Source organism: Jannaschia sp. 2305UL9-9, assembly GCF_041403465.1.
Classification (GTDB): Bacteria; Pseudomonadota; Alphaproteobacteria; order Rhodobacterales; family Rhodobacteraceae; genus Jannaschia.
The window spans coordinates 238,298-253,638 of sequence record NZ_JBGEHM010000003.1 but is presented as its reverse complement, the minus strand read 5'-3'; the positions used below and the strand labels follow the sequence as shown (position 1 = coordinate 253,638).

Below are 15,341 nucleotides of genomic sequence, written 5' to 3'. Positions count from 1 at the left end.
GGCACTCGTAAATTGGGACGAGACCGGCCTACCGATTTCCTGCGGCGGGAGCATGCGAGTATTGCGCCGAAACCAAGGCAGATACGGCGCATTTTGGGAAACAATGGCGGATCACGGGCGGCGTTTTTGCGCCGCCCGTGGTCGCATGGTCATTCCAGTTCGATCAGAAGGTCCTTCGCATCGATCTGGGCACCTGGGGTCACATGGATCGCCTTGATCGTGGCATCGCGTTCCGCGTGCAGGCCGGTTTCCATCTTCATCGCCTCGATCGTCAGCAGCAGGTCGCCTTTCTTCACGACGCCACCCGGCTGCGCCGCCACGCTCGCCACGACGCCCGGCATCGGGGCGCCGATGTGGTTGGGGTTGCCGACTTCGGCCTTTGGCATCTTGGCGGCCGTGCCTGCCACGCGGCGGTCCGGCACGCGGATGACGCGGGGCTGGCCGTTCAACTCGAAGAACACGCGCGCATCGCCGTCGTCGGTCGTGTCGCCGCGCGCGACGCAGCGGATCACGAGGCTGACGCCGGGGTCGATCTCGGCCTCGATCTCGTCCCCCGGCTCCATCCCGTAGAAGAACACGGGCGTCGGCAGGGCGCGCACGGGGCCATAGGTCTGATGCCGCGCGGCATAATCGGTAAAGACCTTGGGATACATGAGGTAGCCGTTGAGGTCCTCGTCATCGACCTCCTCGCCGATCTTCTCGGCCAGTTCGGCACGCACGGCCTCCAGATCGACGGGGGGCAGATGCTTGCCGGGCCGCTCCAGCGACGGGGCCTCGCCCTTGAGGGCCTTTTTTTGGATCGCCTTGGGCCAGCCGCCGGGGGGCTGACCGAGGTTGCCCTTCATCATGTCGACGACGCTGTCGGGGAAGCTGACCTCGACCTTGGGGTCCGCCACCTGCGCGGTGGTCAACCCCTGGGCCACCATCATCAGGGCCATGTCGCCCACGACCTTCGACGACGGCGTGACCTTCACGATGTCACCGAACATCTGGTTCACGTCGGCATACATCTGCGCCACCTCATGCCAGCGTTCCTCCAGCCCCATGGACCGGGCCTGCGCCTTGAGGTTGGTGAACTGACCGCCCGGCATCTCGTGCAGGTAGACCTCGGAGGAGGGGGCCTGCATGCCGCTCTCGAAGGCAAGATACTGAGCGCGGACCGCATCCCAGTAATCGTCGATCCGGCGCACGGCGGACATGTCGATCTGCGTGTCGCGGGCATCGCCCTTCAGCGACGAGACGATGGTGCCGAAGGTCGCCTGCGACGTGTTGCCCGACAGGCTGTCCATCGCGACGTCGGCCGCATCGACGCCCGCATCCGCCGCCGCAAGGATCGTCGCGCTGGCGATGCCGGCGGTATCGTGGGTGTGGAAGTGGACGGGCAGGCCGACCTCCTCCTTCAGGGCCTTGATCAGGACACGGGCCGCGGCGGGTTTCAGCAGGCCTGCCATGTCCTTGAGGCCCAGAACATGGGCGCCCGCGGCCTCCAGCTCCTTGGCCATGCCGACGTAGTATTTCAGGTCATACTTGGACCGCGCCGGGTCCAGCATGTCGCCAGTGTAGCAGACGGTGCCTTCGCAGACCTTGCCCGTCTCGATCACGGCGTCCATCGCCACGCGCATGTTCTCGACCCAGTTGAGGCTGTCGAAGACGCGGAAGACGTCGACGCCGGTTTCGGCCGCCTGACGCACGAAGCTTTGCACGACGTTGTCGGGATAGTTGGTGTATCCTACGCCGTTCGACGCGCGCAGCAGCATCTGGGTCAGCAGGTTCGGCATCGCCTTGCGCAGATCGCGCAGACGCTGCCACGGGCATTCCTGCAGGAAGCGGTAGGCCACGTCGAATGTCGCGCCGCCCCAGCATTCCATCGAGAAGAGTTGCGGCAGGTTGGCGGCATAGGCGGGCGCCACGCGGACCATGTCGATCGACCGCATCCGGGTGGCCAGCAGCGACTGGTGCCCGTCGCGCATGGTCGTGTCGGTCAGCAGCAGGCGATCCTGCGCCAGCATCCAGTCGGCGAGGGCCTTCGGACCTTCCCGTTCGAGAATCTGCTTGGACCCGTCCGGCGGCGTGTCCACCAATAGGGCAGGGACCACGGGCGCGCGGACATCGGCGGCGGGTCGGGCACGGCCCTCTGTTTCCGGGTGTCCGTTGACCGAAATGTCGGCCACATAGGTCAGGATCTTGGTGGCACGGTCGCGACGCGGCTTGAAATCGAATAGCTCGGGCGTCTCGTCGATGAACTTGGTGTGGTATTCATTCGACAGGAAGACCGGGTTCTTCAGCAGGTTCTCGACGAAGGCGATGTTCGTGCTGACACCCCGGATGCGGAATTCCCGCAACGCACGGTCCATGCGGGCTATCGCCGCCTCGGGCGTGGGGGCCCAGGCAGTGACCTTTTCAAGCAGACTGTCGTAGTAGCGGGTGATGACCGCACCGGAATAGGCGGTGCCCCCGTCCAGCCGGATGCCCATGCCCGTGGCCGACCGATAGGTGGTGATGCGGCCATAGTCGGGGATGAAATTGTTCTGCGGGTCTTCGGTCGTCACACGACACTGGATGGCGTGACCGGACAGTTCGACGTCGTACTGCGAGGCCACGCCCGTGGCCTCCATCAGCGACTTGCCTTCGGCGATCAGGATCTGCGCGCGGACGATGTCGATGCCCGTCACCTCTTCGGTCACGGTATGCTCGACCTGCACGCGGGGGTTCACCTCGATGAAATAGAACTCGCCAGAGTCCATATCCATCAGGAACTCGACGGTGCCGGCGCATTCGTAGTTGACGTGTTCGCAGATCTTCTTGCCAAGCGCGCAGATGCGTTCGCGCTGCGTCTCGGACAGGTAGGGGGCCGGCGCGCGTTCCACGACCTTCTGGTTGCGGCGCTGCACGGAGCAGTCACGCTCATAGAGGTGATAGGTGTTGCCGTGGCTGTCGCCCAGTACCTGAACCTCCACGTGGCGGGCACGCTGGATCATCTTCTCGAGGTAGCCTTCGCCGTTGCCGAATGCGGCCTCGGCCTCGCGCCGGCCTTCCAACACCTTTTCCTCCAGCTCGTCCTCGCCGAAGATCGGGCGCATGCCGCGTCCGCCACCGCCCCAGCTGGCCTTGAGCATCAGCGGATAGCCGACCTCGGCCGCCTGCTTCTTGATGGCGTCCATGTCGTCGCCGAGGACTTCGGTCGCCGGAATGACCGGCACGCCGGCTTCGATCGCCACGCGCCGCGCGCTGGCCTTGTCACCCAGGGCACGCATCGTTTCGGCCTTTGGCCCGATGAAGGTAATGCCCGCGGCGACGCAGGCGTCGACGAATTCGGGGTTCTCGGACAGCAGGCCATAGCCCGGATGGATCGCATCCGCCCCGCTGGCCTTGGCCACGCGGATGATTTCGGGGATCGCGAGGTAGGCGGCAACCGGACCAAGCCCTTCGCCGATCTTGTAGGCCTCATCCGCCTTGAAGCGATGGAGGCCCAGCTTGTCCTCTTCGGCATAGACGGCGACGGTCTTCTTGCCCATTTCGTTTGCGGCGCGCATGATGCGGATCGCAATCTCGCCACGGTTGGCAATCAGAATTTTCTTGAAGTTGGCCATGTCGATCCCTCGGATATCCGTGACGTTTTCGTAACTGTTATGCCGCACTGCGGCAACAGGTTCATGCGCGGCGGCGCTTGTCTACAGTGTTTCGACAGCGCGTCAGCCCGTTTTGACACCTGTGCCGGTTGGCGCGGGCGCAATGTCCGCCGCGGTCATCCGTGCGGTCAAGGCGTCGCGTTCGAATGGCGTGGCCGAACGGAGCGCGCCTTGCGCGACCTCGCCGATCATGTCGGTCAGGTCCGCATGATCCCGGTCATCGCGCGCCCGCTTTCGGGCCGCGATATAGGCATCCATCAGGCGACCGGCGACGAAGGGGTGCGGTGCCGTCGCGCGGTGCAGAACCGTCAGGTAGGGGCGCCATTGCGGTATGATCCCGCTATCGGGCACATGAAGCCGCGCGCGGCCATCATCATCCGCCAGCCATCCGTCCCTGCGCATCTGGTTGCGCAGCGACCCGCAAAGACCCTGACCGATCCAGTCGACACAGGTGGCGGCCGTCTGGTGGTCGTTGATGCCGGACGACAGGGCACGGGCGGCAAGTTCCACCAGAAGGGTCAGGCCGAAGGGGCCGGTCGGATGGTCGTTGCGATACGCCGTCATCTCGCAGGTTTTCAGGATCACGCGGTCCAGCGCGTCGCCCGCCCCCCATACATGGGCCAAGGGATCGCCCTCGTTCAGGAATTCCCCGTCGGGGATCCGTAGCGCGATCTGGGCGCCAGCGTCGCGCGCCGCGTCGATCAGCGATTGTCTGTCGAACGCGCCGAGGTATCCGGCAGAGGTGGCATGGACCACGTGGTCGGGGCTGCGGGTGGGATCGGGCCCGTCGCACATCGGCCAATCGCGTCGGTCCCGCGCCAATGTCTCGCCGATATCCGCCACGGAGGTATCGACATGCGCGGTCCGTGCCAGCCGATGATACCCGAAACCCAACCATCCGAGTGCCGCCAGTGTCAGGGCAAGATCCAGCAGGATCAGGCCGCGGGGCACGACGACGTCCTCGGCCACGAAGAACCGCCCCATCAGCGACAAAGTCACGAGGGCCATCCATTGCATCAAGGTGAACCGGATCTCGATCCGGGCGATCCAGCGTTCAATCAGCCGCGTTCCGAGGGATGATGCGGCAAGCGTCAGCACCAGCAGCGTGATCGAGAAATACAGCCCGAGGATGGCAATCTGAACCGTCAGCAGGGCATCGAAGTGATCCGACGCCGCCGCCGCATCGAAGGCAAGCGGCGGGGCGATCCGTGCGATCCCGTCCGACAATCCGGACCGGTCCCACAGGCCCATGCCCAAGGCCAGCGGCAACATCAGGATCATCGCGGCCAGCGATGGCCCCCAGATCCCAGCCAGCAGGCGATTCGCCACGAAGGAACCGGTCGAGCGAATGATGTCCTGCAACACGGGCGGCGTCCTTGTCCCCTCATGGCCGTCAGCGGCCAACTGCGAGATAGCCTATGGGAACAGCGAGGCAAAACGCCATCGTGATTGCGGATAGCCGCCCATGAACGCGCGTGGATGCGAACGCATCGTGAACGCGGGCTTTCCTTGCGGTCCCGCCCGTTCTATTGGTCATGCATGACATATCACGACGACTCCGATGCGATGGAGGCGGCAAGCCTCTCGTCCCGTGCCATGGCTGCGCGTCCCGCCCCCTATCTGGAGGGGCTGAACGCGGCGCAGTTGCAGGCGGTCAACACCCTCAATGGGCCGGTCCTGATGCTGGCCGGGGCGGGCACCGGCAAGACGCGCGCCCTGACGGCGCGGATCGCGCATCTGATGGCACAGGGCAAGGCACGCCCGAACGAGATCCTGGCCGTGACCTTCACCAACAAGGCCGCGCGCGAGATGCGCACCCGCATTGGTGGCATGATGGGGCAGGCGGCCGAGGGGATGCCGTGGCTTGGCACCTTCCATTCCGTCTGCGTCAAGCTGCTGCGGCGCCACGCCGAACTGGTCGGCCGCACCGTCATGGTGAACGGCGAAGGGCGGGAGATGCACCTGCGCTCCAACTTCACGATCCTCGATACCGACGACGTCAATCGCCTGCTCAAGCAGCTGATCGTTGCCGCGGACATGGACGAAAAGAAGTGGCCGCCCCGGATGCTGTCGGGGATCATCGATCAGTGGAAGAACCGCGCCTGGACGCCGGACAAGGTTCCCGCCTCCGAGGCGCAGGCCTTCGACGGGCGCGGCGTCGCACTCTATCGGGCCTATCAGGATCGTCTGCTCGCGTTGAACGCCTGCGATTTCGGCGACCTGCTGCTGCATGTGATCGACATCTTTCAGCGGCATGACGACGTGTTGTCCAAGTATCGGACATGGTTCCGCTACATCCTCGTGGACGAATATCAGGACACGAACGTCGCCCAGTATCTCTGGCTGCGCCTTCTGGCGGGCGGGCATCGCAACATCTGCTGCGTGGGGGACGACGATCAGTCGATCTATGGCTGGCGCGGGGCCGAGGTGGGCAACATCCTGCGGTTCGAGAAGGACTTCGAGGGGGCCGAGATCATCCGGCTGGAGCAGAATTATCGCTCTACCCCCCATATCCTCGCCGCCGCTTCGGGCGTGATCGCGGGAAACAAGGGGCGGCTGGGCAAGACCCTCTGGACCGAAGCCGAGGAGGGCGAGAAGGTCCGCCTGATCGGCCATTGGGACGGCGATGAGGAAGCCCGCTGGATCGGGGAGGAGGCGGAGGCGTTGCAGCGCGGCACCCGCAACCTCGACCCGTTCTCGCTGGACGATATGGCGATCCTCGTGCGTGCCGCGCACCAGATGCGCGCCTTCGAGGACCGGTTCCTGACCATCGGCCTGCCGTATCGCGTCATCGGCGGACCGCGATTCTTCGAACGTTTGGAAATCCGCGATGCGATGGCCTATTTCCGGCTGGTCGTCTCGCCCGACGACGATCTGGCGTTCGAGCGGATCGTGAACACCCCCAAGCGCGGCTTGGGCGACAAGGCGCAGCAGACGATTCAGGTGATGGCGCGGTCGAACGGCCTGTCGCTTCTGGAAGGGGCGCGTCTGTGCGTGACATCCAAGACGATCGGCGGGCGCGGCGGCAAGGCGTTGCAGGAACTGGTCGACGGGCTGGCGCGGTGGCGGGCCGAAATGCTGGACGGGCGCGACCATATCCGCCTTGCCGAGGAGATCCTCGACGAATCCGGGTACACGACCTTCTGGCAGAACGAAAAGACGCCCGAAGCACCGGGGCGGCTCGAGAACCTCAAGGAACTGGTGAATTCGCTGGGCGAATTCGAGAACCTTCAGGGATTCCTCGAACACGTCTCCCTGATCATGGACAACGAGTCGGAGGCCGAGGAGCCCAAGATCACCCTCATGACGCTGCATGGTGCCAAGGGGTTGGAGTTTCCGGTCGTCTTCCTGCCCGGCTGGGAGGACGGCCTGTTCCCCTCGCAGCGGTCGATGGACGAGAGCGGCGTCAAGGGGCTGGAGGAGGAGCGCAGGCTGGCGTATGTCGGCATCACCCGCGCCGAACGTATCGCCACCATCAGCTTTGCCGCCAATCGCCGGGTCTATGGCCAGTGGCAGTCAGCCTTGCCCAGCCGGTTCGTCGACGAGTTGCCCGAAGACCACGTGGAGGTTCTGACGCCTCCGGGTCTTTATGGCGGCGGGTTCGGCGCGACGGGCATGGCCGCCGCGCAACACGCGGCGATGTCGGGCGGTGTCGAATCGGATATGCCGCAGAAGGCGGCCAATGCGGATGTCTACAACTCTCCCGGATGGAAGCGGCTGCAGACGAACGCGCAACGCCCGATGCGTCAGCCGAGCGAAGCCAAGAACCTGACGATCAATGCCACCGTCGTTTCGGCGTTCTCGGAAGGGGACAGGGTATTCCACACGAAATTCGGTTACGGCACCGTCAAGGCGATCGAGGGCGACAAGCTCGACGTTGCGTTCGACAAGGCCGGATCCAAGAAGATCGTCGGGCGATTCCTGCTGCCCGCGGACCAGGCGGGCGACGTTCCGTTTTGATCGGACGGACCGGCGGCGTCAGGTTTCGACGGCCGCACGCATGATGCGGCGGCGTTGTATCTCTCTACGGGAAATGCGCGGCCATGACCCGGCGCCGGACGCCGGACGAAAACACGTCCATCGACGCGTCAATGGCGTTGACGTCGATGCCGAACGCCAGATGCCGAATTGCGCAAAAGCAGGGGGCTGAAAAACAAAGAACGACGGCGCCTAAGGGAGGAGGAGCGCCGCCGTTCAAAGTGTGATCGCCAACCCCAAGGGAGGAGGAGGAGCGGCGATCTATTCGATCGGTCGGCTATTGGGAGGAGCGCCAACCGTCGAAATCTGTAGTCGAACGCGCTTGTCGTCCGATTTGTTCCGACCGGGTCCCGACGACGCCCTAAAGGGAGGAGGAGGGCGCCGCCGGTCCGGTCTCGAAGACCTCTCGGGAGGGAGAGGCCGAACCCGAGGTTCCTTGGGAGGAAAGAACCTTCAGGCTGCAACCCGGCCTAAGGGAGGAGTGGCCGGACTGCGTTCCGCACTGTCCGATGGGAGGAAAGGACAGTGACGGAAACAGGTATTCTTACTTGCCGTAGGCAGCTTCCAGGGCGATCGAGCGGATCATCGACCGGCTCAGGCCGAGGTCGGCCAGTTCGCGGTTCGACAGGTCCGACAGTTCGTTGACGGTCTGACGATACAGGCGCCAGTTGGCCCAATCGGTGCGAAGCGTTGCAAGGCGCGCGACCAGACGGTCACGGAGGGAGATGGAAGCGCCGGCCGTATTGCCGTAAGTGGTGAAAGCCATGATAGACCCTTTCTCAATGAAGGGGCGTTTTGCCCCCAACCACGTCCCGACCGAAGTGCCGGTGTCCGTGTTTCGTGAGACCTATTTGGGTCGAATGCTGCGATTGCACAACGCCTAGGTTGTTCAATGCCGCTATGCAGCATCTGCATATGTTTCCTAAGGGAAGCCTTCATACCACCGTTACAATACCGGTCTGACGCCCATGTCCGCTTTGTCCCATCCGGGCTTTTGTGCCTACTTTATTGCTGCGGTGCCGCTGACGCAGGCCCTCTGGGCGCAGCGGGTCACTTTGGGGTGGCTGGCATGGGACATGTCGGGGTCTGCTGCCTATGTCGGTCTGATCGCGGCGTTGGGCCTTGTTCCGGTGCTGGTATCCGGACCGGTCTTCGGCGTGCTGGTGGATCGGGCCGATATCCGGCGGGCGATCATGACAACCTCTGCCGCGATGCTGGCTCTTCTCGTTCTTGCGGCCGTGCTGGCCGGCAGCGGGGCGCTGGGGCAGGGTGGTCTGGCGTTTCTTGCCCTGTCGGTCGGGGTCGTCTCCTCGGCGCACCATCCGGTGCGCATGTCACTCGGACCGCGCCTCGTGCCGCGCGCCGATGTGTCCGGCGTCGTGGCCCTGTCGGCCCTCAACTTCAACATGGCGCGGCTTATTGCGCCTGCTCTGACGGGCACCGCGCTGGCCTCCGTCGGTGCGGTGGCGACCCTCTGGGCCTCGGCCGCGCTGTATCTGCCGATGCTGTTTGCCGTCCGGTGGATGGACCCACGGCCCTTGCCGCCCGGTGCAGGCAGCGATCCGATCATGGTGGGGGTGCGGGCGGCAGGCCGATATATCCTGACGACACCGGTCGCGCGACAAGCCGTCATTCTGACGGCGGCAATGGCGATTCCGGTTCGGGGCTACCTGGAGCTTTTGCCCGTCATGGCCGAAGGCGTTCATGATCGGGGGGCAGAAGGCCTGGGCCTGCTGACGGCCGCCGCAGGGGGCGGTGCGCTGCTGGCGGCCCTTGCCAAGGCGTCTGCCCGCAAGGCCGGCGTCACACGCCTGCTCCGGTGCGTCCTGATCGCGGGTGTCTGCGCCCTGTTGCCGCTCGGGTTGGCGACGGGGTGGTGGGCGGCCCTGGCGTGGACGGCGGTACTCGGTTTTGCCTCTACCTTCTGCGGTGTCACCCTGCAGGCGGCGGTGCAGCAGGATCTGCCCGACGACCTGCGGGGCCGGGTGATGTCGTTGTGGGTCGTGGTCGGCATCGGTTCCGTCGCCTTGGGGTCCGGCGCAATGGGCGGGCTTGCCGGCCTGTTCGGTTTGCCGCTGACCCTGGTCGGGGCAGGGTGCCTGGGTGGCGCCGTGACCATCGTGCTGACCTTGCGCTCCGCGCAAAACGCCGCCACCTAACGTCGACCCTATGACCCCGGAGGACAGTTCATGGCCACGCGCGACGATATCCTTGCAGAATTGTCCCGGCTGACCTTGCCGGATGGCGGGGACATCGTGTCCCGCGACATGGTGCGCGCCGTGACCATAAGGGAGGGCAGCGTCAGTTTCGTCATCGAGGCCCCCAATCCGGACATTGCCCGCAAGATGGAGCCGATTCGCGCGGCCGCGCAGTCCCTGATCGCCGAACTGCCCGGCATTTCCCAGGTGCAGGCAGTGTTGTCCGCCCCGACCGAGACGAAGCAGCCGCCGTCCCTGAAGGTCGGCGGACACCCCAAGCCACAGGATGGCCCCATGCGCGTACCGGGCGTGCAGCGCGTGATCGCCATCGCCTCGGGCAAGGGGGGCGTCGGGAAATCGACGGTCTCTTCGAACCTTGCCGTGGCGCTGGCGCGGCAGGGACGCAAGGTCGGCCTGCTGGATGCGGATATCTACGGGCCGAGTCAGCCGCGGATGATGGGCGCGACCAAACGTCCGGCCTCGCCCGATGGCAAGACGATCCATCCGCTTCAGGCCCATGGCGTCACGCTGATGTCCATCGGCCTGATGCTGGGCGAGGACAAGGCCGTGGTCTGGCGTGGTCCGATGCTGATGGGGGCCCTTCAGCAGATGCTGGGTCAGGTCGAATGGACGCATCACACCGGGGGCGCGCCGTTGGATGTTCTCATCGTCGACTTGCCGCCCGGTACAGGTGACGTGCAGTTGACGCTTTGCACCAAGGCGGTGGTGACGGGGGCCATCGTCGTGTCCACACCGCAGGATGTGGCCCTGCTGGATGCGCGCAAGGCGCTGGACATGTTTGCGACCCTCAAGACACCCGTGCTTGGCCTGATCGAGAACATGTCGACGTTCCACTGTCCCAAATGCGGTCACGAATCCCATGTTTTCGGCCACGGCGGCGTGGCCGCCGAGGCCGCGCGCCTCGGGCTGCCGTTCCTCGGGGCGCTGCCCATCGATCTCGACACCCGCCTTGCAGGGGATGCGGGCCGGCCGATCGCGGCAGAAGACGGCGACATGGCCGAGGCCTATGCCACAATCGCGCGCAAGCTCGTGTCCGACGACCTCGCCTGAGGCGACTCCACCACCGGCATCCTGGCATCCGACCTGATCCCGCCCCGACATCCGTCGGCGCGGGATCTTTGTTGTGCCGTTGACTGCGAATCGTCAGGGTGATTCTGTCACCCCGAGGGTGCATGCGTCCTAAGCGCTTGAATCTCGTGGATAGACGCCGCTCCGCGGCAGCTGTGAAAGGGCAGGGTTCGCAGGATGCCCGAATTTGAAACGGTCTGTAGTTTGCCGTGAAATGTGGGTTTTGTGCCACGAGGTTATGACGGGCTGGGAATAATTACCACTTTCTGAAAATCAACAAATACTACCATCCGACAAAAGACTTACTACATATAGTATCAAAATCGCCTTACACACAGCTTATCCCCAATCTGTGGATAAACGCGGCGGTCCAAATTCCCAAGAAACATCTGGTCTGCCCCGCGTGGTCATGTCATCACTCTCCTCACGGAGCACGACGGAAACAGGGTCACAGAAAAACGAACCCGAACCGGCACATTGAGGCAGGCTTTAAGGCACTTCCAACGTCTCCAGACGATGAAGATCCGCGACGCGCATCGAGCACATCATCCCCCCAGGTGACTGCGCGTGACGGATGCCCGGACTAACGGGGCACAGGCGGCGGTTCGGGACGGCAGACCCCGAACCGCCGTTTGCCGTTCCGGCGGGTGACAGAAACATCAGGGCGGGCCGCCCGGTCCCCCTTCGAACAGGTAAGGGCGTCGAACCAGGTGAGAGACGTTTTCAGGGGCAAGAAGGACGTCAAGATCGACGCGAAGGGACGTATGTCCTTTCCGGCATCTTTCCGTCGTGCCCTGGAGGCGAACCACCCGGACCGCGAAGAGGGGGAGAACGCCACCATGTTCATCGCCCATTCCGACAACCAAGCATTCCTGACAGCCTATACCTTCGCGGGCATGGAGGTCCTGTCCGCCCGCATCGACGAGATGCAGCCCGGCAGCATCGAGCGTCAGGCGCTGGAGGAATACCTTTTCGTCAACATCGAAGAGGTGACCCTCGACGACAACGGCCGCTTCGTCCTGCCCAAGCGCCTGAGGGATCTCGTGGGTCTGACCGACATGGCCGTGTTTGCCGGGTACCGCGACAGTTTCCGCATCTATTCCCCTGAGGCGCCCTCCGCTGCCGTCAGCGTCCTGTCGCAATTGATGGCAAACCAACCCGTGAACACCTCGCCCCTGACGCTGCTTCCGCACACGGGACCGACGCAATGACGGCTACGGCCGCCCCTCACGTTCCGGTCCTCTTGCGGCCGATCCTCGATGCCGTCGCGCCCATGTCGGGAACGTGGATCGATGGCACGATGGGCGCCGGTGGTTATACCCGCGCCATGCTGGATGCGGGCGCCGACCTGATGATCGGGCTGGACCGCGACCCCCTTGCGCATGAGATGGCGGCGGAGTGGGGCGCGGCGTTCGGTGATCGCCTTCGGACGGTCAAGACCGTCTTCTCCCGCATGGACGAGGTTGCGCAGGGCGTGGACGGCGTCGTCCTCGATCTGGGCGTCAGCTCCATGCAGCTTGACCGGGCGGACCGTGGCTTCAGCTTCATGCGCGACGGCCCGCTCGACATGCGGATGGGCGACGAGGGGGCGACCGCCGCCGATCTGGTGAACACCGCGCCCGAAGGGGTGCTTGCCGATATCCTGCATCGCTACGGCGAGGAACGGGCCGCCCGCCGCATCGCCCGCGCGATCCTGCGCACGCGCGAAGAGACGCCCTATACGACGACCCTGCAACTGGCCGAGACGATCACCGCGAACCTGCCCCGGTCCAAGCCCGGTCAGAGCCATCCCGCCACCCGCAGCTTTCAGGCGATCCGCATTGCCGTGAACGATGAGTTTGGTGAGCTGATCGAGGGGCTGCATGCCGCCGAACGCGCGCTGGCGCCCGGCGGCTGGCTTGCGGTCGTGACGTTTCATTCGGTCGAGGATCGCGCGGTGAAGCGGTTCCTTGCGGCCCGGTCCGATACGGGCGGCGGTGGCAGTCGCCATTTGCCGGAACGCGCCGCCCTGATCCCCGGTTTCGACCGGGTCAGCCGGGCCATTTCACCCAGCGAGGCCGAAGTGGCCGCCAACCCGCGCGCCCGTTCTGCGCGGTTGCGACTGGCGCGTCGCACGGATGCGCCCGCGGGGGAGGTCACACGCCGTCAACTCGGCCTGCCAGAGGCCGTCAATTCCGAGGGAAAAAGGTAACGCCATGCGTGGTCTGCTTTATACTCTGTCCGTCTTTGCCGTCGTCGCCCTGGGCTTCTGGGCTTACCGCGAAGGTTATGAGACCCGCGCCACGGAACGCGCGGTGGCCAGCCTCGAACGCCAGATTGGGGAGCGCCATCAGGAGCTGTCGATGCTGCGCGCCGAATGGGCCTACCTGAACCGCCCTGACCGTCTGCATGCGCTGGCCGAGATGAACTTCGAGCGCCTTGGCCTGATGCCCCTGTCGCCCGATCACTTCGCCCTGACCGAGCAGGTGGGTTATGCCCCGCCAGACGTACCAAATCCCCTTGACGACGTTATGGCCGATGATCTGTTGGAGGACATGGTGTCCGAGGTGATCATCATGAACCACCGCTATGGGGCCGATGTCGCCGCAACCGTGATCGCACCGCCGACCCTTGCCGATGATGGAGAGCAATTGCCGTGATGTTCCGTCGCCGAAGCCGCCCGCAACCCTCCGATCCTTTCGTTCCGGTGACGCCGACGGTTCCGCGCGCGCCGGACCCCACGCCGGTCCTGCCGCGCGAAAACCCGGAAAAGGCAAGGATGCGGGCGGAACGGCGGCTCAAGTTCACCGCCTCCTGTTTCCTGCTCGGCTTCGTGGTTGTCGGTCTGAAGATGGGCGCAATCGCCGCATCCGAAGCGCGCGAGCCTGCGACCGGGTCCCTGTCCGGTGCAGCGATCGTCAGCCAGCGGGCGGACATCACCGATCGCGAGGGGCGGGTGCTGGCCACGAACGTCACGGCCACGGCGCTTTATGCACAGCCGCACCTGATGGTCGATCCCATCGCCGCGGCGCAGGGCCTGTCTGTCATCTTTCCGGACATGAATGCGGAAACGTGGCAGCGGCGGTTTACCTCCGGGTCCAAGTTCTTCTGGCTCAAGGGCAACATTTCGCCCGAGCAGCAGCAGGCCGTGCATGATCTGGGCGAGCCGGGCCTTCTGTTCGGGCGGCGCGAGATGCGCCTCTACCCGAATGGCCCGCTGGCGGCGCATCTGCTGGGCGGGGCACGTTACGGCGAACAGGATGTGCGCGCGGCCGAGATCAAGGGCGTCGCGGGCGTCGAAAAGACCTTTGATACCTATCTGTCCGACCCCGCGCAGGAAGGCGCGCCCCTGCGCCTGTCCATCGACATCCCCGTGCAGACGGCGATCGAACAGGTTCTGTCGGGCGGTATGCGCCTGATGAACGCAAAGGGCGCCGCCGCGATCCTGATGGATATCCATACGGGTGAGGTCATCTCGCTCGCCTCGTTGCCCGATTTCGACCCGAACGACCGTCCACGCCCCGCGACGGAGGGTGATCCGGGCGACAGCCCGTTGTTCAATCGCGCGGTCCAGGGCCTCTACGAGCTCGGCTCCACCTTCAAGATCTTCACCGCGGCGCAGTCGCTGGAACTGGGGCTGACGAACTCCGGCACGATGATCAACACGGCCGGTCCGATGCGTCAGGGACGGTTCCAGATCCGGGATTTCGACAACTATGGTCCGCGCCTGTCGGTGGCTGATGTCATCCGCAAGTCGTCGAACATCGGCACGGCGCGCATGGCGCTGGACATCGGCGCAAACCGGCAGCAGGAATTCCTGCGTTCGCTCGGCTTCATGGAGCCGACGGAGCTGGAGCTGACCGAAGCGCCCGGCATTCGTCCGCTCGTGCCCGCACGGTGGCCCGATATCACCACAATGACGGTCAGCTATGGCCACGGCCTGTCCGCTTCGCCCCTGCACCTCGCGGTCGGCTACGCATCGGTGCTCAATGGCGGCACGCGGGTCACGCCGACCTTGCTTGCGCGCAGTCAGCCACCCGCGCCGGGGCCGCGCATCGTGTCACCCCGCGTCTCCGCCGAGTCGCGCCACATGCTGCGACAGGTCGTGATCGACGGAACGGCGTCGATGGGCGAGGTTCCGGGCTATCAGGTCGGGGGCAAGACCGGCACGGCGGACAAGCCCAAGTACGACGGTGGCTATTGGGAGGATCGCGTCATTGCGACCTTCGCCAGCGTGTTTCCCGCCAACGATCCGAAATATGTCCTCGTGGTCACCCTCGACGAACCCGAGATCAACGCAGCCGGTGAAGATCGCCGCACCGCTGGCTGGACGGCCGTCCCCGTGTCCTCCGAGATCGTGCGCAGGGTTGCGCCCCTCATGGGATTGCGTCCGGACTTCGATCCGGGACGTGACGATTTCGGTGCATATCTGACACAGGCCGCCGCGCGCTGATGGACGGGGCGGCAT

10 protein-coding genes are annotated in these 15,341 nt (G+C 65.0%); 7 read left to right on the top strand and 3 right to left on the bottom strand.

The genetic code is table 11. The annotated features are described in order from the left end of the window. Positions 1 to 149: 149 nt before the first annotated feature. Both V6N07_RS14620 and V6N07_RS14615 read right to left on the bottom strand, forming a co-directional pair. Positions 150 to 3,590, bottom strand: coding sequence for a pyruvate carboxylase (locus V6N07_RS14620; protein WP_371157082.1), 3,441 nt, complete (start codon positions 3,588 to 3,590; stop codon positions 150 to 152). Between the two features lie 102 nt (positions 3,591 to 3,692). Further along, the gene (locus V6N07_RS14615) at positions 3,693 to 4,994 is read right to left on the bottom strand and encodes a DUF2254 family protein (protein WP_371157080.1); all 1,302 of its coding nucleotides are present in this window, start codon (positions 4,992 to 4,994) and stop codon (positions 3,693 to 3,695) included. Positions 4,995 to 5,168: 174 nt separating this feature from the next. Between V6N07_RS14615 and V6N07_RS14610 the strand changes: the two genes are divergently transcribed. Next, the gene (locus tag V6N07_RS14610) at positions 5,169 to 7,589 is read left to right on the top strand and encodes an ATP-dependent helicase (protein ID WP_371157078.1); all 2,421 of its coding nucleotides are present in this window, start codon (positions 5,169 to 5,171) and stop codon (positions 7,587 to 7,589) included. A gap of 562 nt (positions 7,590 to 8,151) precedes the next feature. On the opposite strand, the gene V6N07_RS14605 is transcribed toward V6N07_RS14610, so the two are convergent. Continuing rightward, on the bottom strand, positions 8,152 to 8,373 hold the full coding sequence (locus V6N07_RS14605) for a DUF1127 domain-containing protein (protein WP_371157076.1): 222 nt from the start codon (positions 8,371 to 8,373) through the stop codon (positions 8,152 to 8,154). 202 nt (positions 8,374 to 8,575) lie between these two features. Here V6N07_RS14605 and V6N07_RS14600 point away from each other — a divergent pair, with 202 nt between their 5' ends. The 6 genes from V6N07_RS14600 (at position 8,576) to V6N07_RS14575 (ending at position 15,326) form a co-directional block, all read left to right on the top strand. Then, on the top strand, positions 8,576 to 9,766 hold the full coding sequence (locus V6N07_RS14600) for an MFS transporter (protein ID WP_371157074.1): 1,191 nt from the start codon (positions 8,576 to 8,578) through the stop codon (positions 9,764 to 9,766). 30 nt (positions 9,767 to 9,796) lie between these two features. Beyond that, positions 9,797 to 10,876 (top strand): Mrp/NBP35 family ATP-binding protein, encoded by a 1,080-nt coding sequence (locus V6N07_RS14595; protein WP_371157073.1) that lies wholly within the window; start codon positions 9,797 to 9,799, stop codon positions 10,874 to 10,876. Positions 10,877 to 11,604: 728 nt separating this feature from the next. Next, positions 11,605 to 12,105 carry a division/cell wall cluster transcriptional repressor MraZ gene (locus V6N07_RS14590; RefSeq protein ID WP_371157071.1) on the top strand — a complete coding sequence of 167 codons (501 nt, stop codon included), beginning with the start codon at positions 11,605 to 11,607 and terminating at the stop codon, positions 12,103 to 12,105. Then, positions 12,102 to 13,085, top strand: a complete 984-nt coding sequence (gene rsmH, locus V6N07_RS14585; RefSeq protein WP_371157069.1) for a 16S rRNA (cytosine(1402)-N(4))-methyltransferase RsmH — start codon at positions 12,102 to 12,104, stop codon at positions 13,083 to 13,085. The genes V6N07_RS14590 and rsmH overlap by 4 nt, the downstream gene beginning before the upstream one ends. A 4-nt stretch (positions 13,086 to 13,089) precedes the next feature. Further along, positions 13,090 to 13,533, top strand: coding sequence for a cell division protein FtsL (locus V6N07_RS14580; RefSeq protein WP_371157067.1), 444 nt, complete (start codon positions 13,090 to 13,092; stop codon positions 13,531 to 13,533). Further along, entirely contained in the window at positions 13,533 to 15,326 is a 1,794-nt protein-coding gene (locus V6N07_RS14575; protein WP_371157065.1) for a peptidoglycan D,D-transpeptidase FtsI family protein, read from the top strand. Before V6N07_RS14580 ends, V6N07_RS14575 begins: the two co-directional genes overlap by 1 nt. The last annotated feature ends 15 nt before the right edge of the window (positions 15,327 to 15,341 follow it).